Origin of the sequence: Vibrio sp. K4, assembly GCF_051122595.1 — a bacterium.
Lineage (GTDB): Bacteria > Pseudomonadota > Gammaproteobacteria > Enterobacterales > Vibrionaceae > Vibrio > Vibrio owensii.
In genome coordinates this window covers 2,728,485-2,752,447 of sequence record NZ_CP178577.1, presented here as the reverse complement: position 1 = coordinate 2,752,447, position 23,963 = coordinate 2,728,485, and the positions used below count along the sequence as shown (strand labels likewise).

The following is a 23,963-nucleotide window of genomic DNA, read 5'->3' as shown; positions in this document are numbered from 1 at the left end:
GTTCGTAGTTAGAAGCTCAATGCCCATCCTGCGCTTTCCCAGCGTTGCTGCTCTTCCTGCAAATCGGCATCGAGCAACTTGTTGTTCTCCAACCAATCTTCTTCTACGCAGGTAAGTACCCACTTATCTTCTTCTATCGATAGTGTCAGCTCGGGCAGTGGATCATCATTACGTTGACCGTTGACTACAATGGCTAGGCGCAGAATCTTAATTAAGTTGATGATGTCACTCTCTTTGTAGAGATTGAACTCTGGGAACTCATTCAGCTTAAGGGATTTACGTTGGAAGCGAGCTAAGGTCGCCAATACCAATTGCTGCTCGCGGTTAAAGCCGGGTAAGTTGGAATGCAGCAGAATGTAGAACGAGTGACGATGGAAACCGCGCAGACTGATGCTCAAGCCGACTTCATGCAGCAAAGCCGCCCATTCCAGTAAATCAAACAGCTCACTCTTCTTCTTGAGACCAAGTTCAGAACGAACATTGCACAGCATCTCTCTTGCATGACCTTTTACACGTGCTGCGTGTTCGATATCAACGCGATGTTGTTTTGCGAGGTTTTCTGTGGTGCGCATACGAATATCAGAACGAGCGAAGCGTTCTTCCATCTCGTAAAGCAGACCTTCACGCAATGCGCCATCCGAGAAGAACATCTGGTTGATTTTTAGTGATTGGAAGATGGCAGACAAAATGGCTACACCAGCGGCAAAGACTGGCTTGCGTTCGTCGGTCAGACCAACAAGCTCGATATCATCAATGGACTCAAACTCGCACAATGTGTCGATGAGCTTGCCCAAACGCTTATTGGTGATCAGCCCATCTTCATGACCTAAACCAATCAAGACTTCGCGAATCGCTTTAATAGTACCTGAAGAGCCGAGGGCAATATCCCAGCCTTTCTTGCGGTATTTTGCAGCAATGGACTCCATGCGTTGCTCTGCGGCGAGAATCGCTTTGCTGAAGTTTTTGCGCGACAGTTTGCCATTATTGAAGAACTGTTCGGTAAAACTCACACAGCCCATTTGTTTGCTGTTGAGAAGCTCTGGCTCAAACTCTTGACCAATGATCATCTCGGTACTACCGCCACCGATATCGACGACCAGTTTGGAGTTAGACTCCGCTTGCGTATGCGCGACGCCGAGATAGATGAGGCGAGCTTCCTCTTCGCCCGGGATGATTTCAATTGGGAAAGGCAGCACCTCTTTGGCACGTTTGATAAAGAGGTGGGCGTTGTTAGCACGCCTTAAAGTGTGGGTAGCTGCAATTCTTACGTTTGAGGCTTCAAAGCCTTGCAAGCGTTCGGCGAACATCGCGAGGCACTCAAGGCCTCGCTCCATTGCAGCATGGCTAAGGTTGAGCTCTGAATCGAGTCCGGAAGCTAAGCGCACTCGCTGTTTATGGCGGCTGACTAATTGCAGGTCACTTCCAACAACTTTCGCCACCACCATATGGAAGCTGTTCGACCCAAGGTCAATGGCTGCAATATGGCGTACATCTTGTTCAAGTATTTGAGGCATCTGCTTTTTGTTTTCTTGTTTGCTTCTCTATATTTTTAAGATAGTCGTAGATGGCAACTTGTGAGCGAACTTTTTTTCGATTACCTCGCGGCACGTAGCTGTTGCTCATCTCTTTATCTATCAAACGAGCTTTTACTGTATCGGTAAAGTGAATGTTAGTTATATCAATAATTCGCTGTTTCAAACGTGGATCACGAACCGGAGCAGCAACTTCAATACGATGATCGATATTTCGCGTCATCCAGTCCGCTGATGAGATATAAACCTGCGGGTCGCCGTCATTGTGGGTGATCACGACACGAGGGTGCTCCAGGAAGCGGTCAACAATACTGATGATGCGAATGTTCTCGCTCACGCCTTCAATCCCCGGGACGAGTGAACACATACCGCGGATGATCATATTAATTTTCACCCCAGCATTGCTTGCTCCATAAAGTTTATTGACGATGCCTTTGTCGACTAAGTTATTCACTTTGATCGTTAGTGCTGCTTTCTTGCCGGCTTTTGCGTTTGCAATCTCCCCATCAATCAAACGGTAGAGTTGTTTACGCGAATTGCGTGGTGAAACGATGAGGTGATTAAACCTGACTGGACGGTATGGGTTCTCGATATAGCCAAAGACGTTACGAACCTCATTGGTAATTTCTTGATCTGCAGTTAGCAGTGCGAAGTCGGTGTAAATGCGTGCGGTTTTCTCGTGGAAGTTACCTGTACCGATATGCGCGTAACGCACGATTTCACCTTCTTCGCGGCGGCTGATCAGGAGCAGTTTTGAGTGAATTTTCAAGCCCGGCGCACCAAAGATAACGTGCACGCCCGCATCGGTGAGAACTTTTGACCACTCGATATTGGCTTCTTCATCAAATCGGGCTTGCAGCTCCACCACCACAGTTACGCTTTTGCCATTGTGGACTGCATCGATCAGTGAGTTCATCAAGCGTGAATCTTTGGCAACGCGGTAAATGTTAATCTTGATCGCCAACACTTTAGGATCGAAGGAAGCTTGGCGAACCAGTTCAGAGATGTGATCAAAGGTGTGATAAGGGTAGTAAAGCAAAATGTCTTTGGCTTTGATTGCATCGAAACTGTTGGCGTAGCCTTCGAAGTCGGCACACTTCATCGGTGGCATGGGTTTGTTTTCTAGGTACTCACGACCAACATTTGGAAAGCCAATGAAGTCTTTAAAGTTGTGGTAACGCCCACCGGGAATCAAACTGTCATAGTTGGAGATTTGCAGTTTGCTGCACAAGAAATCGAGCATTTCTTGCGGCATTTCACGTTCATAAACAAAGCGCACAGGCATGGCAGTTAAGCGTTGGTTCACTCCTTCAGACATCTGTTCGAGCAAGCTGTATTCGATCTCTAGGCGTAAATCGTATTCGGCATCGCGGGTCATCTTCATCGCGTAGCCATTTAGCTCGTCATAATCGAAGAAGCCTTTAAACAGTTCATCCAGACAGTAACGGATGATGTTGTCGAGCAGAATGATGGTCTTGCGACGTTTGCCTTTTTGCTCCGGTACCATTACGAAGCGGGGGAGATGGTCAGTTGGGATTTCGAGTAAAGCGTATTGGGAATGATCGTCTTTGCGCAGATCGACGGTAATGTAGGCGTATTCGTCTTTAAGAAACTGCAACACATCGATGTCATCTTTAATCAATAGCGGAGTGATGTGTGGCATGACTTCTTTGCGAAAGTACTTGGTGATCCAGCGCTTTTGGGTGTCATCTAACTGGTTTTCGTTAACCAAGAAAATGCGGCGCCGCGCCATTTCTCGGATCAAATCACCGTACAGTTCATCAAATTGTTCGTTCAGCCTTAATGCTTTGGTTTGCATCTTAGTTAACAAGTGCTTAGAGTTATCGCTTCCACCTCGTTCTTGGCTGATCAAGATCCGACGTTTTACGTCTGCAAAGCGAACCTTGTAGAACTCATCTAAGTTATTGGAAAAGATCCCTAGAAAGCGAATACGTTCGATTAGAGGGACGGTTTTATCAGCGGCTTCTTGTAATACTCTCTCGTTAAAAGACAACCAACTAAGTTCTTTTTCTATATAGAGTTTTTCTGCGCTCATAACCTTACCTAGCCTAAAATGAAGTAAATCCGCACTCATCTGTGGGATAAAAAAGATGAGCCTGAACATTATGAGGTTTACGTTACAGATTTATTTCATAACACGGTCTGCATAAGAGTTGTATTCTTTTCAGTTGTTTAATGTGATCTGTAATATAATTGTCATCTTAACGACATATTCTAGTACTAAGTCAAAAAGGGTAGAGAGATCAATGGCACAAGCCGAGTTTTCATTGCAGGAAAAAGATAAAAAACGATTGATCAAAGATCGTTTGGTTCGATTTGCAGTGACATCCGGTGGTGTAGGCGTTCTTGCTGCTCTTGTGTTGATCTTCGTTTACCTTGCAATGGTGATCATTCCTCTGTTTTCTGATGCAGAGATCGAAACCAATTATGCCGCTCGTGCTACCCAAAGCGGGAAGCCACTCGCAATTTCCGTTGATGATTACTCTCAAATCGGTCTGGTGTTAACCCAATCCGGTGAAGTGCGTTTTCTTCCTCTCGATGATTCCAGTAAACCTGCGCTGTACACTCAGCAAATAGCCAACAACCCAGTGGCGTTTTCTCAGTCTGCACCGGGGTTAGGTTGGTATGGTTTGGTTGATGATCAAGGTAAAGCGCACATCTTCAAGCCGGAATTTAACGCTACGCTGCGTGAAAACACTCGCCCACCAGAAGTCGTGCCGTTTCGAACTTCAATGGACATGCAACTGACAGATGCATCTGATCCAGTTAAGACATTTGTTTTCAGTACTTCCACGCAAGCTCCAACCCTTGTTTGGCAAACACAAAGCGGCGTAATAAAAGCGCGTTGGCAAGTTCCTCAACTAATAGATGCATCACCTGTTACCCATGACTACACCTTCTCTTCAGGTTTTGATGCGCCAGACCAAATGTTGCTGACGCCAGATGGCAATAACCTTTACTTGCGCAATGGTTCAGAGCTGATTGTCTTGGTGAAAGGTGACAATAAGTTCTCAGTGCGTGAAGTGATCGATCTGACTCAGGGGGATAAAAAGCACTCTGTGAGAACGATGGATTTGTTGGCTGGGGCGTATTCTCTGCTTGTTACGCATAACGATGGTCGTGTATCGCAATGGTTTGATACGTTGCAGGGCGACCAGCGAACTTTGACTCACATTCGTGACTTTAAGTTGGCGTCTGAGCTGAAGTATTTACTTCCCGATTCACACCGCAAAGGTTTCTACAGCTTTTACACCAACGGTACGTTGCAAAGCCACTACACCACCAGTGAGAAGTTGGTGTTGTTTAAACGTGCCTACAAACAAGCGCCAGTGATGGCAGGAATGTCGAATAACGAGCGCTACTTGATCACATGGCAAAACGACGAATTGAATGTCGCGTTTGTTGATAACCCGTACCCAGAAGTCTCTCTGTCCTCCTTATGGCAAAAGGTTTGGTATGAAGGTTACCCAGAGCCCGAATTTGTGTGGCAATCTACCTCAGCCAGTGATGACTTCGAGGCGAAATTCAGCTTAGTGCCAATTGCGTTTGGTACCATCAAGGCGGCAATGTTTGCAATGTTGTTCTCGGTACCACTGGCTGTACTGGGTGCCATTTATACCGCTTACTTTATGTCACCACGTATGCGCCGTGTGGTGAAGCCATCTATCGAGTTAATGGAAGCTTTGCCTACGGTTATCATTGGTTTCCTTGCCGGACTTTGGTTCGCCCCGATTGTGGAAGACCATCTGATTACCGTTGTGGTGATGTTGTTTGTTCTGCCTCTGAGTACCATGGTGATGGGTGGTCTATGGGCGCTGATCCCACAACCGATTCGTAACCGCCTTCCAAACGGGTGGCATGCTTTGGTGTTGATGCCTTTGCTTCTGCTGCTGATCGGTTTGGGTGTGTGGATATCACCAATGCTTGAGCAAGCCTTCTTTGGTGGGGACATGCGTTTGTTCCTGACTGACCATGGCATTGGCTTTGATCAACGTAATGCTCTGGTGGTTGGTTTGGCGATGGGCTTTGCGGTTATTCCAACGATTTTCACCATTGCCGAAGATGCGATTTTCTCTGTGCCGAAACACTTATCGGATGGTTCATTAGCACTTGGCGCGACGCCATGGCAAACCCTGATTTATGTGGTTCTGCTGACAGCCAGTCCGGGGATCTTCTCGGCAATCATGATGGGGCTTGGTCGCGCTGTGGGCGAAACCATGATTGTATTAATGGCGACGGGTAATACGCCATTAATGGATTGGAACGTACTAGAGGGCTTGCGTAGCTTGTCGGCGACCATTGCGGTTGAATTGCCAGAGTCGGAAGTAGGCAGTTCGCACTATCGATTGTTGTTCCTATCGGCATTAATTTTGTTTGTCTTCACTTTTGCGGTGAACGCCTTGGCGGAATGGGTTCGTCAAAGACTAAGAGATAAATATCGTGCGTTGTAATCAGTTAACGAAAGAGCGAGTAATAGCGTGTTAAATTGGATTCGTTCTGGCGCACCTTGGATTTGGTTAACCGGGGGAGCGGTAAGCATCAGTCTGCTTTCTGTCCTCGGTTTATTGCTATTGATTGGCTGGAAGGGGCTTACTTACTTCTGGCCGGCGCCACTTTATCAATGGAATGTTGCTGCACTAACACCGGTGCAGGGCGAAGTGCTGCATGAAAACTCGATTCTGGTTGGTCAGGTATACGAGCGCAGCTTTGTGCCAAGAAGTTACCTGCCAAAAGAGGCAGCAAATAAACTCGCAGAAGACGAAGAGTTTGCGACGCGCCTAAACATCAAAATTGCCAACCGTGAATTGTATCCAGCGGACTTTATCTCTGTGTTGAGAATGCAGTTGGATGACCCAACGACGCCGGGCGAATGGGCAGTGATTGAACGTAGTAGCGGTGGCTACTTCTTCGGTAAGTTTGTTGCTTTCCAAGATGGTAAAACGCGTTACGAAAACAACATTCAAACGCTTTTGGATCAAAAGCTCGATGATGCCGAAACCTTGCATCACGAAATCGATATGCTGGTGGATGACCAAGTAAAAGACTTGGGATGGCAATTGGAGCAGCTTCGTTTAGACAAACGTAAGCATGAGCTTAACGACACCATCACTGAAGACTTTTTAGCAAACAACAGCAAGCGTAAGGCAGAAATTGAAGCTGAGTTAGCCAAGCTAGACATGCAGCTTGATGGACTGCGTTTGGGCTTCTCTGATTATGCGCTGATTGTCGAAGATATGACTGGGACTCAAGTTTCGATTCCATTAGAAGACATTTTGGACTACTGGTATCCAAACCAAATGTCACTGCCTGAAAAAGTTGCCCATTGGGGGAAACAGGTTTGGAAGTTCTTATCCGAAGACCCTCGCGAATCAAACTCTGAAGGTGGTGTTTTCCCCGCGATTTTCGGTACGGTTTTCTTGGTTATCATCATGTCGATCATCGTGATGCCATTGGGTGTGGTTGCGGCGATTTACTTGCATGAATACGCCAAGAACAATGCCCTAACTCGGGTGATCCGTATTGCGGTGATTAACCTTGCTGGTGTTCCTTCTATTGTTTACGGCGTATTTGGTTTGGGCTTTTTTGTCTACACCATTGGTGCCTCAATCGATAACCTGTTTTACGCCGAGCGATTACCCGCTCCAACCTTTGGTACGCCGGGCTTGTTGTGGTCTGCATTGACGCTAGCGGTCTTGACGCTACCTGTGGTGATTGTTACCACGGAAGAAGGTTTAACCCGTATTCCGAGTTCAGTTCGTCATGGTTCGTTAGCCTTGGGTGCAACGCAGTTCGAAACGCTTTGGCGTGTGGTTTTGCCTATGGCAACCCCAGCGATAATCACTGGTTTGATTCTCGCAATTGCTCGCGCTGCGGGTGAGGTAGCACCATTGATGCTGGTGGGGGTCGTGAAGTTAGCTTCTAGCTTACCGGTGGATGGGCAATTCCCTTATGTGCACTTGGACAGAAAGTTCATGCACCTAGGCTTCCACATTTACGATGTTGGATTCCAGACCTCGAATATCGAAGCTGCGCGTCCGTTGGTTTACGCGACTTCCTTCTTACTCGTAACGGTTATTGTCGGACTAAACTTAACAGCAATCAGTATTCGTAATAATCTGCGAGAGAAATACCGAACTTTAGGACAAGATTAAGCATGTTTAACTTTGATAATACATTAGGTTATGAGCCGCCATTGGATGTGCACAACCTGACGGATGAACAAACGGCTATCTCGATCGAGAACCTTAATCTTTTCTATGGTCAGGCTCAGGCGCTGCACGACATTTCCATGCGTATTCCAAAGGGGCGCGTAACCGCATTCATCGGACCGTCCGGCTGTGGTAAATCCACATTGCTGCGCTGTATCAACCGAATGAACGATTTAGTCGAAGGTTGTAAGGTGACAGGAAAAGTACGTTTGCACGGTAAGAATGTGTATAACCCAAGTGTGGATGTTGCCACGCTGCGTCGCCGAGTAGGCATGGTATTCCAGCGCCCAAACCCATTCCCTAAGTCGATTTACGAAAACGTGGTTTACGGTCTTCGTTTACAAGGTGTGAAGAACAGTCGCATGTTGGACGATGCGGTCGAGCGTTCACTGCGTTCTGCGGCATTATGGGACGAAGTAAAAGATCGTCTACATGAAAACGCATTTGGACTTTCTGGTGGCCAGCAGCAGCGTTTGGTGATTGCACGCGCCGTTGCGATTGAGCCAGAAGTACTATTATTGGATGAGCCAACGTCGGCTTTGGATCCAATCTCAACTTTAACTATTGAAGAGCTTATCAACGAGCTCAAGACTCAATATACTGTGGTTATCGTTACCCATAACATGCAACAAGCGGCGCGCGTCAGTGACCACACTGCATTCATTCATATGGGTAAACTGATTGAATATTCGGATGCGGATTCGATCTTCACCTCTCCAATGAAGAAACAAACCGAAGATTACATTACCGGTCGTTACGGTTAAGCCGCGACCTTTCAAGGATTAAAAGGAAAGCCATGCACTTTGGACGTCACATCTCAGGACAATTTAACGTAGAGCTAGAATCGATTCGTACCCATGTACTCACCATGGGAGGCTTGGTAGAACAGCAGTTGTCGTATGCTATTCAGGCCTTGCATAAGGAAGACATCGAACTGGCGCGTAAAGTTGTGCGTGATGATCACAAAGTCAACGCGATGGAAGTGTCGATTGATGACGCTTGTACTCGCATTATTGCCAAGCGTCAGCCTACAGCAAAAGACTTACGTTTGATCATGGCTATCATTAAGACCATCACAGATCTTGAGCGCATTGGTGATGTTGCAACGCGTATTGCCTACGTGGCGATTGAAAGCCCATCATCGAAAGAGCGCCAATTCCAAGTCTCGTTAGAGCCTTTATGCCGTCAAGCAATCCAAATGCTTCACCAAGTGCTCGATGCCTTTGCGCGCATGGATGTCGAAGCAGCAGCAGAAGTGCACAAGCTTGATGATAAGTTGGATGCGGAATACGAAGCGGTGATTCGTCAGCTGATGACTTACATGATGGAAGATCCGAAAAACATTCCACACATTCTGCAAGTGATGTGGTCGGCACGTGCCATTGAACGTGTAGGTGACCGTTGCCAGAACATCTGTGAATACATCATCTACTTCGTGAAAGGGAAAGATGTACGCCACCTAGGTGATCAAAGCATCGATGACGTGCTGAAATAACCTTATAACCGCAGACCAAAACCCACAGAGAAATTAATTGCCGTATCGGTAAACGTGTGGGTTTTGTCGTCTTTAAAGATATCCAAATCTGCTCCTGCCCTGACTGAGAGAATCGGATTCACCTGATACACATAAGCACCACCGATGCTCAATCCTGTAGTATCTCTTTTCTCTTCTTTGTAAGTCCCATCATAACTGGCTATACCAAGACTGGCTTGAAAGCCCATTTGTGGCTGGTGGTCAAACATGTGTTGAAAACCAACGCGATAAGCATCGATGGTTTCGTCAAAGTTTCCACTGGTGTAGGTCACTCGAGAGTAATCAAAATAGAGCGCATCAAAGCCAGCGACATCATTGGTGCCAAATTGAATACCAGCGCCACGAAACGAGCCAACTTTCACTTCTGGAGAAATAAATACACCAGAAGCTTGGGCTGAAAGCGGTGTGATAATCAGGGCGATAAGAGAAAGGGTGTGTTTCATAGTTCTACCTAAAAAGATGCCTTCCTTGGCAAATGGACTTACTGAATGAACTTGTGCTTACTTAAAGCTGATTTGGACACCAACGCCGCCAGCAACGTCAGAGGAAGAGTACTTACCCGATGATTCGTAGTGGAAGGTGCCTGATAAACTAACTTGGTCTGTTAGGCCGTAGGCACCGCCAACCGCAACCGCTTCTTTGCTACCTGAGAACCCAACACCAGCACCGATGGCCAGTTCGCCATGAGTCGCATAAGGACGAGCGTTGGTGACAGCATGTAGACTTGCGCGAATACCATCCATTTGTTCTGCTTGTTGGTTTAGGCGGTAATCGTATTCTGCTGCTAAGCCTTCTAAATGGTTAAGACGATCATCCGTTGGATTATTTTCGATAGGGTTTGATGGCAGTTGTGGCGTTGGGCGGTCTGGAACATGAGGAACGCCATTATCGACTTCTGGAAGCGTTGGATGTTCAGGTGCCGCTTCAATTGGTGGTGTTGGCGATAAATCTGGGCGTGGACGATCTGGCACACCAGGAACACCGTTATCAACTTCAGGCAAAACCGGTTGCTCTGGTACCCCTTGAATTGGGTTGGTTGGAGTGCCTGGGTTTGGGCGATCTGGAATGTGGCCTGCGAATGAGCTGAAAGAAGCAAGAAGGGCACTAGCAGCAGTAAGCTTTACAAGTTTATTTGTCATGTCTGAACTCTCAATAAGTAAACGAGGAACAGCATCCTTACTGTAAGCAATTGCTCTTTCTAAATTCCCTTTGAAGCAGGGCTATCTTATTGAGAAGTATTTTTTATGACTAAGTAGGTCTAATTATTTTGGTGATAACAATTTCTTATCAGATTAAGGCTTGTTAGCTTGTATTGTTAAACCTTGTTGGATAAGGCCAACGAGCCAACTGACGAGTGGATTATTGCGGTTTCTCACATGCATATGAGCGTGAATAGACTTCATTTGTGGTTGACCATCAATCGTGACGTCTACGGCCCTTAATCCCGGAAATTGCTCAACTGGAAGTAAATTGGAGTGAGGCAAATACATGTCGGTGTGTTTGACGACATCAAGTATTGCAGAGACCATTTCTGAGCGAAAGCCAATGCTGTGTTTAACGCCCATTTCGGTAAGAAGCTCAGACGCGTAACTGAACTTGTCGTTCCACCCAGGGGAAATCAAAGAAGCAATTGGGTATCCGCCAAGATCATGCGGTTCAACATGAGGCTTGGTGATCGGGTGATCTTCTCGGACAAAAATACGCCCTTTTAAATCCAGTAGCTTCGGCGTGTAGATCTCTTTATTGGTTAGAAGTAACTCGTAATTTACTCCCATCAGTGTTTCACCTTTCAAGATCTCATCAACCGTGCTATTCGACCAACCAACTAATTCAAGTTGAGCGTTAGGGGCTAACGCTCTCATTTGTTCGAAGAGGAAACCGGGCAAGCAAGTCATTGTGATTGGTGCCAGTGCAATTCGAATTTTGTTGTCCACTTCGGCAGGATCAAACTGATGAGAGCGGTTAACTGCGGCAGCTAAACCATCGAGGTGCGGCGTAATATCGTTGGCGAGAGATTCGGCGAACGGTGTCGGTTCAAGACCTGTTTTTACTTTCACAAACAGCTCGTCATCGAAGTGATTACGTAGCTTTTGTAGCGCTTGACTGATGGCGGGCTGAGAGACGAACAAGCGCTGAGAGGCTTTGCGCATGTTTTTCTCTTGCATCAAAATCATAAAGGTCTTGAGCAGATTCAGGTCAAGGGTGTGAAACAGGTCTTTCGCCATGGTACATCTCTAATATTTATCGGGTACGAAGGTTTGATCATCGATAGGTGCACGAACATACCCGTCTTTATTCAGTTCTGGCAGTTCAATCATCGGATGTTCGAGCTCTTCGTATTCTACTTGGCTGAGCAAGTGGCTGATACAATTCAAACGTGCTTTCTTTTTATCATCAGAAGGCACTACCCACCAAGGACAGTGTTTGGTGTCTGTGTAAGCAAACATTTTGTCTTTTGCCTCTGAATATTCTGCCCAGCGATTGCGCGATTCCAAATCCATTGGGCTGAACTTCCAGCGTTTAATCGGGGTGTTGATGCGTTCTAGAAAACGCTTTTCTTGCTCTTCATCGGAGACCGAAAACCAGTACTTAATTAAGATGATGCCAGAGCGTTGCAGCATGCGTTCAAACTCCGGGCAAGAGCGGAGAAACTCTTCATATTGGTCTGGGGTACAAAAGCCCATGACTTTCTCTACGCCGGCACGGTTGTACCAACTGCGATCAAACAGCACTATTTCCCCAGCAGCAGGCAGGTGTGCCACATAGCGCTGGAAGTACCATTGTGTTTTTTCTTTCTCTGTTGGGGCGGGAAGGGCTGCGATACGGCAGACACGAGGGTTGAGTTTTTCAGTGATGCGTTTGATGGTGCCACCTTTGCCGGCGGCGTCACGTCCTTCAAACAGTACCACGACTTTAAGCCCTTTGTGTTTGACCCACTCTTGGAGCTTAACCAACTCAATTTGCAGCTGTTCTAGTGCTTCTTCGTATTCCTTTTTCTTTAGTTTCGCCATGTTTCCTCCCGTCCTTAGTTATCAATATGTTAGCACTCAATAACTAAAGACGGGATTTGAAAGCGCTTAATTGAGAGCTGTTACCATGTTCGCGATAGCATCGGTGTTGGTGACAGGAATCGAAAAGTCATCCACATCGGCAGCGCCCATTTTGCTTTGCTCGGCAATAAAGGTCATGTGACTAGGGCGAGTTGTCTTGCCCGATAAATGCACTTCGGTGACTTTGGCTTGTTCAACGATCTGACCAACATTGTCTGCATTCACACCGGCGCCCGCCATGATCGCAATACGTCCTTGTGCTTGTTCAACTAAGGCTTTAAGCACATCGATACCTTGCGGTGCAGAAGGTGCTAGGCCGGAAGTCAAAATACGCTCACAGCCTAAACTGATCACTTCTTCTAACGCTTTTTCAGCGTCGCGACACTGGTCAAAGGCTCGATGGAAGGTCACGCCTAAGCCAAGCGCTTGAGCAAATTCACACAGTGCCGTTGCGTACGGCATATGAACGTCGCCGTCTTGAGTGAGCACGCCGAGCACGACACCATTCAAGCCAGCTTGTTTAGCGGCTTCAATATCCCAACGCATCATTTCGATTTCTTCCTCACTGTAGAAGAAGTCACCTTGGCGAGGGCGAATCATCGCGTAAACCGGAATAGTAGAGTGTTTAGCGGCTTGCTGCATAAAGCCATAGCTTGGGGTTAAGCCACCCAAAGCAAGTGAAGAGCAGAGTTCGATGCGGGTTGCACCACCGGCAATCGCGTTGTGGAGAGATTCAATGTTATCAATACAGACTTCAAGTTGAGTGTTCACGAGGTTGTCCTGAATTATTGTAATTACAGCAAATACTAGCAGGACGAAAGGGGAGAATCTGTACTGAGACCGAGGGAAATAGAGGTAAACTTTTTGCGCGATGCTTGCCTCTTTTGCTTTTCCAAAGCGCAGATAAAAAGAAAGCCCAGAGCGAACTCTGGGCTTTTTTATGACTTTACTTAGACTGATTGGCGTTTGCGGTTTTTCCGCTATAGCTTTTTGCTTTATATATACATCCAACCAACACACCCATTGAGCTTGGGTGGCAGTGTCTATTATTTGCTTAGGTCGTCTGCGTGCTCAGATAGGAACGCTGCAACACCTTTTGGAGATGCGTCCATACCTGCTTTACCTTCTTCCCATTGTGCAGGACATACTTCGCCGTGCTTCTGGTGGAAGTTTAGTGCATCAACCATGCGTAGCATTTCGTCGATGTTACGACCTAGTGGTAGATCGTTAACTACTTGGTGACGTACAAGACCGTCTTCGTCGATTAGGAAAGAACCACGGAAAGCAACGCCTGCTTCTGGGTGCTCTACATCGTACGCTTTACAGATTTCGTGCTTAACGTCAGCAACTAGAGGGTATTTAACTTGACCGATACCGCCATCTTCGATAGCAGTGTTACGCCATGCGTTGTGAGAGAACTGAGAATCGATAGAAACACCGATTACTTCAACACCTTTAGCTTGGAAATCAGCTAGACGGTTGTCGAATGCGATTAGCTCAGATGGGCAAACGAAAGTGAAATCTAGTGGGTAGAAGAATACTACTGCTTTCTTACCTTTAGTGAATTCTGCAAAGTTGAAGTTTTCAACGATTTCGCCGTTACCTAGAACAGCTGCTGCAGTAAAGTCAGGGGCTTGACGACCTACTAGTACCATTTTTTTGCTCCTAAAAATTTTGGTTTGCTCCAAACCTACATTCAGTTATTTAGGTTTGGTCCGTGTTTGTGCGAGACAAACTATAGTACAGATTGTAGTATTGAAAAAAGCGAAATAAATAGATTGAGTTCATCGAAAAAAGCGATAACACCGAAACTATTATCTCGATCACTGGAACAGCAATAGATACAAATAGAATTATGAATAAATGGCCTAGCTTGAAGCAGTTACACTATTTGGTCACTCTGCACGAAACTCGACATTTTAGTGATGCTGCTGAGCGTTGTTTTGTCAGTCAATCTACCTTAAGTAAAGGCATCCAAAACCTTGAAGAGTTGATTGGTTGCCCGCTTTATGAAAAGAAAGATAAAAAAAGCCCATTAGTTTTCACCCAAGCTGGTGAGATGGTGGTGCAACATGGTCGAGAACTTCTCGCTAAAGGGCAAGATCTTGTTGAGCTGGGGCGTTTATGCCAAGGCGATGATATGGAAGGGCAGCTTAAAGTAGGCTGTATTCCGACCATTGCTCCTTTCTTATTGTGCGACCTTGTTCAAGAGGTGAACTACCGCTTCCCTCAATTAAACCTTCTATTAAGAGAAGATACGACGACCAACTTGCTGCAAGCACTTCGCCACGGTGAGTTGGACGTGTTGATTCTGGCTCTGCCAGTAGAAATAGAGGGAATGGAAAGTCGAGTGGTGGGGCAAGACCCATTCCGCATGGTTATCAGCGCCAATCAAGCGGATTCCGTACCTGTGCCGATCCGTTATGCAGACTTGCCAGATGAATCCGTCTTCTTATTAGAGAAAGAGCACTGTCTTACAGAGCACGCGGTTTCAGCATGTAAGCTAACGGACAAAGAGAAGATCAACCCATTCACCGCAACCAGTCTTCATACCTTAGTGCAAATGGTGGCGAATGGTCTGGGCACCACGTTTATCCCGCAAATGGCGATTGATCATGGTTTGCTACACAACCAGAACTTGGTGGTAATCGACCCTCCTGGTCAGCAAGCGTATCGCGATATTGGTTTGGTTTGGCGTCCGAGCTCGTCACGATCAAACACTTTCAATCAATTGGCAGAAGTCGTCTCTGAACTGCTTTAGCTATTAGTATTAGCCTGCTACTCCCGATCTAATATCAAAAAGCGCACTAGAAATAGTGCGCTTTTTAGCATTTTATTCTGCGCGTGAACTTTGACTTGTAAAATTTTACAGATGAACTTTCATGAAGCTTTCATAAAATAGTGAAATTTCACAATGTTAATTTTACACAACTGCCTGTGTAACGCGTTTAAGTCGCGTTTAATTTCCTCTTCCTAGCCCTTGTGAATACAAGGATTTTTCTCCTGCCTCACTATTCATACGCTTGTTTGAATTCAAAAATAACCTGTAAATTTGATGTAATTTAATTACGTAATAACTTACAAATTAAACTCAAAAATCAAACACTTGTTTGATACCGAATAAAACTTTGAATTTAACGTTTTGTTTACTTAAGGGGTTTCGCTTAAACCTTTGTTGGGTTAGCTTAATTAAAGGCTTGTAAGACTTATGTCTAGATTGAAAAAGCAATTCAGGTTGCGCAATGTATAGACACAACGAAGCGAAGTGAACACCAAATCGAAGGATGTAATTTGTTGTTCATAACTTACAAATGTAGCTTTAGGCTGACTGCCCAAGATGAATAAAGCACGTTAAGGATGAATGATTATGCTTGCTCAGACAGAACAAAAAACACAACAACTAAAGCAAACCCAAGGCATGCTTGAGGTGAATGGAGTCGTTGCTCCTGAACATCAAGCAATTTTCCCTGTTGAAGCCCAAACCTTTTTAACTCTACTGTGTGAAAAATTTGCCGGACGTGTTGAACAGTTGCTGGAAGCACGAGAAGAGAAGCAAGCACGCATCGACGCTGGTGAACTGCCAGACTTTCTACCAGAGACACAAGACATTCGTGAAGGAAGCTGGAAGATCCTTGGAATCCCGCAAGATCTGCAAGATCGCCGAGTGGAGATTACAGGACCGACTGATCGCAAGATGGTGATTAACGCACTGAATGCGAATGTAAAAGTGTTCATGGCAGACTTCGAAGATTCGATGTCCCCTGCATGGAGTAAAGTTCTGGATGGTCAAATCAACCTGCGCGACGCTGTTAATGGCACTATCAGCTACACCAACCCTGGCAATGGCAAACACTATCAGCTGGCAGAAGACCCAGCGGTGTTGATCTGCCGTGTTCGCGGACTGCATCTAAAAGAAAAACACGTAACGTGGCACGGTCAGATCATTCCAGGTGCGCTATTCGATTTCGCTCTGTACTTCTACAACAACTACAAAGCGCTACTGAAAAAGGGAAGCGGTCCTTACTTCTACATTCCAAAACTGCAATCGCATCATGAAGCGAAGTGGTGGAGCGAAGTGTTCCATTTCACCGAAGAGTATTTTGGTTTGGATACAGGCACCATCAAAGCGACTGTACTGATTGAAACCTTACCAGCCGTATTCGAAATGGATGAGATTCTGTTCTCACTGAAAGAGCACATCGTTGGTTTGAACTGTGGTCGCTGGGATTACATCTTTAGCTACATCAAAACACTGAAAAACCACCCAGATCGCGTACTTCCGGATCGCCAAGTGGTGACCATGGACAAGCCATTCCTCAACGCTTACTCAAGATTGTTGGTGCGAACTTGTCATAAACGTGGCGCATTTGCGATGGGCGGTATGGCAGCCTTTATTCCGGCTAAAGACCCACAAGAAAACCAAAAAGTGCTGGATAAGATCCACAACGATAAATCGCTAGAAGCTAACAACGGTCATGACGGCACTTGGGTTGCACACCCAGGTTTGGCAGACACCGCAATGGAAGTATTCAGTGCCACACTGGGGCAGCGCACCAACCAATTGGACGTGAGCCGCTCAGAAGACGCACCAATCACCGCCGCAGAGCTGCTTGAACCGTGTGAGGGTGAGCGCTCAGAAGAAGGTATGCGCCACAACATCCGCGTTGCGCTGCAATACATCGAAGCTTGGATTTCTGGCAACGGTTGTGTGCCGATTTACGGACTGATGGAAGACGCAGCAACGGCAGAAATCTCCCGTGCTTCTATCTGGCAATGGATTCAACACGGCAAGTCGCTCGACAACGGATTGAAGGTCACTAAAGAGCTGTTCGAACTCTATCTGAAAGAAGAGATTGAAGTCGTGAAGCAAGAAATTGGCGAGCAGCGTTACCAAGCAGGTCGATTTGAAGAAGCGGCAGACTTGATGGCAAGGCTCACCACAAGCGATGAACTGACCAACTTTTTAACCATTCCAGGTTACGACTACCTGGATTAACCCAAAGATTTAGAACACTCAATTTATTTAACTAATACATGTTTATTTAACCAATACGTGAAGGATTCGAGGCAGATAAGGATGTACTGCCTGAGAACGGAAAACTCAACGCACATGCACAAGTGCACATTATAAGAGGGATAGACCAATGACTAACTTAACTCGCCGCCAACAAATTGAAGCTCTGGAAAAAGATTGGGCAACCAACCCACGCTGGAAAAACGTAAAGCGTACTTACACAGCAGAAGAAGTGGTAGAACTGCGTGGTTCTATGGTGCCTGCGAACACAATCGCACAACGTGGTGCTGACAAACTTTGGTCACTGGTCAACGGTAGTTCAAAGAAAGGCTACGTAAACTGTCTTGGTGCACTGACGGGTGGTCAAGCTGTACAGCAAGCAAAAGCTGGTATTGAAGCGATTTACCTATCAGGTTGGCAGGTAGCGGCGGACAACAACACCGCTTCGACGATGTATCCAGACCAATCTCTGTACCCAGTAGATTCTGTACCATCGGTAGTAAAACGTATCAACAATTCATTCCGTCGTGCAGACCAAATTCAGTGGTCAGCAGGTAAGTCGCCAGAAGACGAAGGCGGTATTGATTACTTCCTACCAATCGTAGCGGATGCGGAAGCAGGCTTTGGTGGTGTATTGAACGCTTACGAGCTAATGAAATCGATGATCGACGCAGGTGCGGCAGGTGTTCATTTTGAAGACCAACTGGCATCCGTGAAGAAGTGTGGTCACATGGGCGGTAAAGTACTGGTTCCAACTCAAGAAGCAGTGCAAAAACTGGTCGCGGCTCGCCTAGCAGCGGACGTTGCTGGTACGACAACACTAGTAATCGCACGTACCGATGCAAACGCAGCAGACCTACTAACATCTGACTGTGACCCATACGATAAAGACTTCATCGAAGGTGAGCGTACTCAAGAAGGTTTCTACCGTGTACGTGCAGGTATCGACCAAGCTATCTCTCGTGGTCTAGCTTACGCGCCATATGCGGATCTAATCTGGTGTGAGACAGCAACGCCATGTCTAGAAGAAGCACGCAAGTTTGCAGAAGCGATTCATGCAGAGTACCCAGACCAACTGTTGGCATACAACTGTTCGCCTTCATTCAACTGGGAGAAGAACCTAGACGCAGAAACCATTGCTAAGTTCCAACAAGAGCTGGCTAACATGGGCTACAAATACCAGTTCATCACGCTAGCAGGTATTCACAACATGTGGTTCAACATGTTCGAACTGGCACATGCTTACGCACAAGGCGAAGGCATGCGTCATTACGTTGAGAAAGTTCAGCGTCCGGAGTTTGAAGCGGCAGAAAAAGGCTACACGTTCGTAGCGCACCAACAAGAGGTTGGTACGGGTTACTTCGATAGAATGACCAATACAATCCAAGGTGGTAACTCATCAGTGACAGCACTGACAGGTTCTACTGAAGAAGACCAATTCTAATCAGCATAGAGTCCACAATTACTACGTTAGTAATGACATCTTTGAGCGGCGATTGAGCCGCTCTTTTTTTTTGCCTGTAATCTGGGCAACTAACGTTTCGTTGCTTATTACTCTGCTTCGATTTCTTCTGGTTCTGTTTCTTCTTGCAGTTCTAACAAGTTAATCGCAATGGTTACAAAGTCTGTATCGGTGATGATGCCCACCAAGTGACCTTTATTGACCACAGGTAAACAACCAACTTTGTGCTTTTGCATATAGATTGCGCTTTCCTTTAAACCTGCTCTTGGTTCAGCGGTCATGATGTTGGTGTGCATCATTTGGTAAAGCGGTGTGTCGAGGGTAAAAGATTGTTCAGCCTCATCTGGGTGCAAGCAGGATTCTTGTGCAGCAAGAATATCGCGTTGAGTCACCAAGCCTTTTAGGTGTTTATTGGCATCAACAACCGGAATATGTCGAATATCAAGCGCTTCCATCATGCTTTTTGCGTCACGTAATGTGTGCTCACGCAGCAAGGTATGAGGGTTGCGAGTCATCATGTCTTCAACCTTGATCATAGAGACCTCCAGCGGCATTGTCCTTCTCTTAAATATAGAGAATATTTTGCTGTATATCTGGGAGCTAACTCGTTTTTCACTAATAAAATAAAACGATTAGATGGAGATCAATCAGAGGTGAAAATGAACTGGTGTTTTCCATAAATCCAGCTACTCATTTAGGACGAATCTAGGATGTAAGCGCTATCATAAATAACCAAAGCTAAGGCGTTAAAACCTTAGCTTTGGTTACTCTTAACGTTGCTTGAAATGCACACAGATAAGACCATAAGCTTTCGCGTCCACACATCGGCCGATATAGCTTTTATCAGGAAGGTTGACCGCACATAAACGAGGGACCTGCTTTAAGTCACACGCTTGTTGCATTGCGGTGATTTTCTGGTGGTTAGAGTTTGCGAGTGTACCGGAAGAAAACACGAGTACGGCAGCACTTAACGCCATAGTTAACATCTTCATACTTACCTCAATCAATGTTCAAAGAGCAAATGCTCACCTTCACTATAGTTCAAAGAAATTATTACTGATTAGTTTGTTAATTATTGCTATTTGCTGTTGAAAAACTCAATGCGAGTCAGTTTGCATTTTTCACTGATAAGGGATGTGGTCAGAATGTAATCTAATGAGTTGAATCGCACATTTTTACTTGCTTGATTTTCCAAGATAAGCCTCTGGAAGAAGATACACTCAGGCTTACCAGATTGAAGATTACAACCTAAATGGAACGAACGACGTGTAACAAGCTCATTGCTTTGGCAGTGGCGGCATTCAGTGTGCAATCCGCTCAAGCGATTGTGTTAGGAGATGAGCAAACCGACCCGGTTGATCGTGTGACTTTACGCGCAAGTAACATGGCAGAGTTTCCGCTGTGTGGCGGCACCATGCTAACAGAACAGTGGGTATTAACTGCGGCACACTGTGTGGTGATGGGGCAAGGAACCGACGAAGCGAGCTACTATGTTACCCCGCCGGGAGAACTGTCGGTGAATGCCAATGTGTATGAACTCAATTCAGCAGGGCTGGATAACTTTTATCTTGTGTCTCACGTTGTGGTTCACCCTGACTACACCCGAATTTCAAAAGCTGAGATTGACAGCAACGGCAATGTGAAACCTATCCAAACGGGTTTAGATTCAGACATCGCGTTATTGTATCTCACACGTCCAGTAGCAAATGCACGCTTTGCCGACTTAGCGAATAAAACTGATATGGAGAATATCGAAGCGCGTCTGGCAGCGGATTGGAACGATAGCGACCTGACCAATCAACGTGTCGAAAACGTGCAAGTATTTGGGTGGGGAACCACTCAGCCGGATGCATCTGAACCTTCCAATACGCTCAAAACTACCATCAGTACATTTTTACCTATCGATAAATGTTATGAGCGTTTAGAAATTGGCAGCAGTTTTCCGGGGATCATTGATTCCAGAGAGAACCAAACCAAAATCTGTACACTACCAACGAAAAACCGAGTGTTAGAACCGGATAGCCACACTCAGTATGGCAACTCCGCGTGTAAAGGTGATAGTGGTGGTCCGCTGGTGGATGTGGCGACGGGCAAACAGATTGGAATTGTTAGTGGTGCGCCTCTTATTCTGCCTACGTGTGGCTCTTTGACGATCCCAAGCTTCTACACCAAAGTGAGCCAATATTACGATTGGGTGCAGTCTTACATCACCGCCGGTGGCCCTCCGAGCAGTTACATCATTGAGCCTAATTTCATCAAAGAAGCGAATAGTGGAAGTGGTGGTGGGGAAGAGGAGTGCCACGATGGCATTGCGACCAACAATTGTGATTTCAGAGGTTCTGAGGACGACGGTGGTAGCCTAGGCGCTTGGCTATTCGGCTTATTGGTTCCACTGGTGTGGGCGCGCCGACGCAAAAGTTAAACGACTGATAAACATTTTAAAAAGCAGCGAACTTCGTTGCTTTTTTTATGCGCGTCTGTTTTGCCTCTTTCACGTTTTATTACACTCTTGGTGAAAGCTTTTACAGTCAATCTAGGGGGATTTGCTTGCTATTGCAGCATGTAAACATATACTAGTCTGCTGCGAAAAACTCGTCGCAATTTTATCGTCGTCTTTGACGTGATTTGACCAATAGATAAGACAAGTAACATGCAAGTATCAGATTTCCATTTCGACCTTCCAGATGAACTCATCGCTCGCTACCCTCAACCAGAGCGTACAGCTAGCCGACTGCTGCAAATGGACGGCAATACTGGTGAACTTATTGATGGCACGTTTACCGATGTGCTGGAGCAAGTTCAAGCCGGTGACCTAGTGGTTTTCAACAATACTCGCGTTATTCCTGCGCGTTTATTTGGTCGTAAAGAATCAGGCGGTAAGCTAGAAGTGTTAGTGGAGCGCATGCTCGACGAGAAAAGCATTCTGGCGCACGTTCGTTGTTCTAAATCGCCAAAACCAGGCACAACGATCTTGGTTGGTGAGAACGATGAATACTCAGCGCAAATGGTCGCTCGTCATGACGCACTGTTTGAACTGAAATTTAACTCTGATAAGACGGTACTCGAGATTCTGGAAGAAATTGGTCACATGCCACTTCCTCCATACATCGACCGCCCAGATGAAGACGCAGATAAAGAGCGTTACCAAACGGTTTATAACCAAAAGCCAGGTGCGGTTGCAGCACCAACGGCGGGTCTTCACTTTGATGATGTTCTACTTGAGAAAATCAAAGCGAAAGGCGCGAAGTTTGCGTACGTCACTCTGCACGTAGGTGCGGGTACGTTCCAGCCAGTTAAAGTGGATGACATCAACGATCACCACATGCACGCAGAATACGTTGAAGTACCACAAGACGTAGTAGATGCGATTAACGCAACTAAGGCGCGCGGTGGCCGTATCGTCGCTGTTGGTACAACGTCTGTTCGCTCACTAGAAAGTGCAGCACAAGACGCGCTAAAGAAAGGCACAGAACTGGTTCCATTCTTTGGCGATACTGAAATTTTTATCTACCCTGGTTACGAGTACCAGCTGGTGGATTGCTTGATCACCAACTTCCACTTACCTGAATCAACCCTGATCATGTTGGTAAGTGCGTTTGCAGGTTACGAGAACACCATGAATGCTTACAAGCACGCGGTGGAAAACAAATACCGCTTCTTCTCGTACGGTGATTCAATGTTTATCAAAAAGAAGACCGCATAATGTTTTAACCCCTCTCTAGCCCTCCCCTCAAAAAGGGGGGAGGCTAGGAGGGGGAGAAAACTAACGATTTACGAGTGCTAGCAGTAAGCTAGGAAATAAAGCGGAATCTCCGCTTTGTCTCTCGCACGGAAAAGCGACCGCTCCTTAAAATAGGGTTTACCACCCTGGATACATAGTCAGACTGTTTCTCTGACACCCGGAGGCATCGTGAAATTAAAATTCGATCTTAAGAAGAAAAACGGCAATGCGCGTCGTGGTCAACTGACCTTCGAACGTGGCACTGTTCAAACTCCTGCGTTCATGCCAGTAGGTACTTACGGTACTGTTAAAGGTATGACACCAGAAGAAGTGAAAGGTACTGGCGCAGAAATCTTGCTAGGTAACACTTTCCACCTATGGCTACGTCCTGGTCAAGAAGTGATGAAAATGCACGGTGACCTGCACGATTTCATGAACTGGCACGGTCCTATTCTTACCGATTCAGGCGGTTTCCAAGTATTCAGCCTAGGCAAAATGCGTAAGATCACTGAGAAAGGTGTTCACTTCCGTAGCCCTGTAAACGGCGATAAGATTTTCATGGACGCTGAAAAGTCGATGGAAATCCAAAAAGACCTAGGTTCTGACATCGTAATGATCTTCGACGAGTGTACGCCATACCCAGCGACACACAACGAAGCGAAAAAATCGATGGAAATGTCACTACGTTGGGCACAACGCTCACGTGATCACTTCGATAAGCTAGAAAACCCGAACAACCTATTTGGTATCGTTCAAGGTGGTGTTTACGAAGATCTACGTGATGTGTCTATCAAAGGTCTGACAGAAATCGGCTTTGATGGCTACGCAGTTGGTGGCCTTGCAGTAGGTGAACCGAAAGAAGACATGCACCGTATTCTTGAGCACACATGTCCACAGCTTCCAGAAGACAAGCCTCGTTACCTAATGGGCGTAGGCAAACCGGAAGACTTGGTTGAAGGTGTTCGTCGTGGTATCGACATGTTTGACTGTGTAATGCCAACGCGTAACGCGCGTAATGGTCACCTGTTTGTGACTGGTGGTGTGATCAAGATCCGTAATGCGAAACATAAAACGGATACAACTCCGCTAGATCCGCATTGTGACTGTTACACTTGTCAGCACTACAGCAAATCGTACCTTCACCACCTAGAGCGTTGTAACGAAATCCTAGGTGCTCGTCTGAACACTATCCACAACCTGCGCTACTACCAGCGTCTGATGGAAAGCATTCGTAAGGCGATTGATGAAGATCGTTTCGATGAGTTCGTTACTGAGTTCTATGAGCGTCGTGGTCGTGAAGTACCACCACTAGCAAAAGAGCAGTAATTGACAGATTAAAAGAATTAAAGCCTTTGGCATGTTGCCAGAGGCTTTTGCTAATAAAGTAGGCTAACGTACGTTATTTTTGAGAAGGTGATCT

At 46.2% G+C, this 23,963-nt stretch carries 20 protein-coding genes; 10 read left to right on the top strand and 10 right to left on the bottom strand.

Going from position 1 to position 23,963, the window contains the following annotated elements; genetic code table 11:
* Positions 1-8 precede the first annotated feature (8 nt).
* Together ppx and ppk1 are read right to left on the bottom strand one after the other, a co-directional pair.
* A complete protein-coding gene (gene ppx / locus ACLIIY_RS12330; protein ID WP_434527671.1) occupies positions 9-1,514 on the bottom strand; it encodes an exopolyphosphatase in 1,506 nt (501 codons plus the stop codon).
* Positions 1,498-3,588 (bottom strand): polyphosphate kinase 1, encoded by a 2,091-nt coding sequence (ppk1, locus tag ACLIIY_RS12325; protein ID WP_005445285.1) that lies wholly within the window; start codon positions 3,586-3,588, stop codon positions 1,498-1,500. Before ppk1 ends, ppx begins: the two co-directional genes overlap by 17 nt.
* 211 nt (positions 3,589-3,799) lie before the next feature.
* Here ppk1 and ACLIIY_RS12320 point away from each other — a divergent pair, with 211 nt between their 5' ends.
* Genes ACLIIY_RS12320 through phoU form a run of 4 tightly spaced genes read left to right on the top strand, consistent with a single transcriptional unit; the run spans position 3,800 to position 9,257 of the window.
* The gene (locus ACLIIY_RS12320) at positions 3,800-6,004 is read left to right on the top strand and encodes an ABC transporter permease subunit (protein WP_434527670.1); all 2,205 of its coding nucleotides are present in this window, start codon (positions 3,800-3,802) and stop codon (positions 6,002-6,004) included.
* Positions 6,005-6,031: 27 nt separating this feature from the next.
* Positions 6,032-7,705 carry a phosphate ABC transporter permease PstA gene (pstA, locus tag ACLIIY_RS12315; protein WP_354391405.1) on the top strand — a complete coding sequence of 558 codons (1,674 nt, stop codon included), beginning with the start codon at positions 6,032-6,034 and terminating at the stop codon, positions 7,703-7,705.
* Between the two features lie 2 nt (positions 7,706-7,707).
* A complete protein-coding gene (gene pstB, locus ACLIIY_RS12310) occupies positions 7,708-8,526 on the top strand; it encodes a phosphate ABC transporter ATP-binding protein PstB (RefSeq protein ID WP_005424834.1) in 819 nt (272 codons plus the stop codon).
* A gap of 32 nt (positions 8,527-8,558) precedes the next feature.
* Positions 8,559-9,257 carry a phosphate signaling complex protein PhoU gene (phoU, locus tag ACLIIY_RS12305; RefSeq protein WP_005440349.1) on the top strand — a complete coding sequence of 233 codons (699 nt, stop codon included), beginning with the start codon at positions 8,559-8,561 and terminating at the stop codon, positions 9,255-9,257.
* A gap of 2 nt (positions 9,258-9,259) precedes the next feature.
* On the opposite strand, the gene ACLIIY_RS12300 is transcribed toward phoU, so the two are convergent.
* The 6 genes from ACLIIY_RS12300 to ACLIIY_RS12275 all read right to left on the bottom strand — a co-directional run bounded on the left by ACLIIY_RS12300 (position 9,260) and on the right by ACLIIY_RS12275 (position 14,001).
* Positions 9,260-9,739, bottom strand: coding sequence for a hypothetical protein (locus tag ACLIIY_RS12300; RefSeq protein WP_434527669.1), 480 nt, complete (start codon positions 9,737-9,739; stop codon positions 9,260-9,262).
* Between the two features lie 57 nt (positions 9,740-9,796).
* On the bottom strand, positions 9,797-10,435 hold the full coding sequence (locus ACLIIY_RS12295) for a YadA C-terminal domain-containing protein (protein WP_020194975.1): 639 nt from the start codon (positions 10,433-10,435) through the stop codon (positions 9,797-9,799).
* Positions 10,436-10,588: 153 nt separating this feature from the next.
* A complete protein-coding gene (locus ACLIIY_RS12290) occupies positions 10,589-11,521 on the bottom strand; it encodes a LysR family transcriptional regulator (protein WP_434527668.1) in 933 nt (310 codons plus the stop codon).
* Between the two features lie 9 nt (positions 11,522-11,530).
* Entirely contained in the window at positions 11,531-12,307 is a 777-nt protein-coding gene (ppk2, locus tag ACLIIY_RS12285) for a polyphosphate kinase 2 (protein ID WP_434527667.1), read from the bottom strand.
* 66 nt (positions 12,308-12,373) lie between these two features.
* Positions 12,374-13,117, bottom strand: a complete 744-nt coding sequence (locus tag ACLIIY_RS12280; protein ID WP_434527666.1) for a copper homeostasis protein CutC — start codon at positions 13,115-13,117, stop codon at positions 12,374-12,376.
* Between the two features lie 275 nt (positions 13,118-13,392).
* A complete protein-coding gene (locus ACLIIY_RS12275; RefSeq protein WP_005424820.1) occupies positions 13,393-14,001 on the bottom strand; it encodes a peroxiredoxin C in 609 nt (202 codons plus the stop codon).
* 200 nt (positions 14,002-14,201) lie between these two features.
* On the opposite strand from ACLIIY_RS12275, the gene ACLIIY_RS12270 reads away from it, so the two are divergent.
* From ACLIIY_RS12270 to aceA, 3 genes are all read left to right on the top strand, one after another.
* Positions 14,202-15,107: a hydrogen peroxide-inducible genes activator gene (locus ACLIIY_RS12270; protein WP_005440336.1), complete on the top strand. Its 906-nt coding sequence runs from the start codon at positions 14,202-14,204 to the stop codon at positions 15,105-15,107.
* Positions 15,108-15,713: 606 nt separating this feature from the next.
* Entirely contained in the window at positions 15,714-17,342 is a 1,629-nt protein-coding gene (gene aceB / locus ACLIIY_RS12265) for a malate synthase A (RefSeq protein WP_050907734.1), read from the top strand.
* Positions 17,343-17,490: 148 nt separating this feature from the next.
* Positions 17,491-18,804, top strand: coding sequence for an isocitrate lyase (aceA, locus tag ACLIIY_RS12260; RefSeq protein ID WP_005440333.1), 1,314 nt, complete (start codon positions 17,491-17,493; stop codon positions 18,802-18,804).
* A 107-nt stretch (positions 18,805-18,911) separates the two neighbouring features.
* Here aceA and ACLIIY_RS12255 read toward each other — a convergent pair whose 3' ends face one another.
* Positions 18,912-19,358 (bottom strand): CBS domain-containing protein, encoded by a 447-nt coding sequence (locus ACLIIY_RS12255; protein WP_009705566.1) that lies wholly within the window; start codon positions 19,356-19,358, stop codon positions 18,912-18,914.
* A gap of 234 nt (positions 19,359-19,592) precedes the next feature.
* Positions 19,593-19,814 (bottom strand): hypothetical protein, encoded by a 222-nt coding sequence (locus tag ACLIIY_RS12250; RefSeq protein ID WP_032802582.1) that lies wholly within the window; start codon positions 19,812-19,814, stop codon positions 19,593-19,595.
* A 260-nt stretch (positions 19,815-20,074) separates the two neighbouring features.
* Between ACLIIY_RS12250 and ACLIIY_RS12245 the strand changes: the two genes are divergently transcribed.
* From ACLIIY_RS12245 to tgt, 3 genes are all read left to right on the top strand, one after another.
* Positions 20,075-21,244, top strand: coding sequence for a trypsin-like serine protease (locus ACLIIY_RS12245; RefSeq protein ID WP_434527665.1), 1,170 nt, complete (start codon positions 20,075-20,077; stop codon positions 21,242-21,244).
* 228 nt (positions 21,245-21,472) lie between these two features.
* Entirely contained in the window at positions 21,473-22,525 is a 1,053-nt protein-coding gene (gene queA / locus ACLIIY_RS12240; RefSeq protein WP_434527664.1) for a tRNA preQ1(34) S-adenosylmethionine ribosyltransferase-isomerase QueA, read from the top strand.
* 207 nt (positions 22,526-22,732) lie between these two features.
* Positions 22,733-23,869, top strand: a complete 1,137-nt coding sequence (tgt, locus tag ACLIIY_RS12235) for a tRNA guanosine(34) transglycosylase Tgt (protein WP_009705571.1) — start codon at positions 22,733-22,735, stop codon at positions 23,867-23,869.
* The last annotated feature ends 94 nt before the right edge of the window (positions 23,870-23,963 follow it).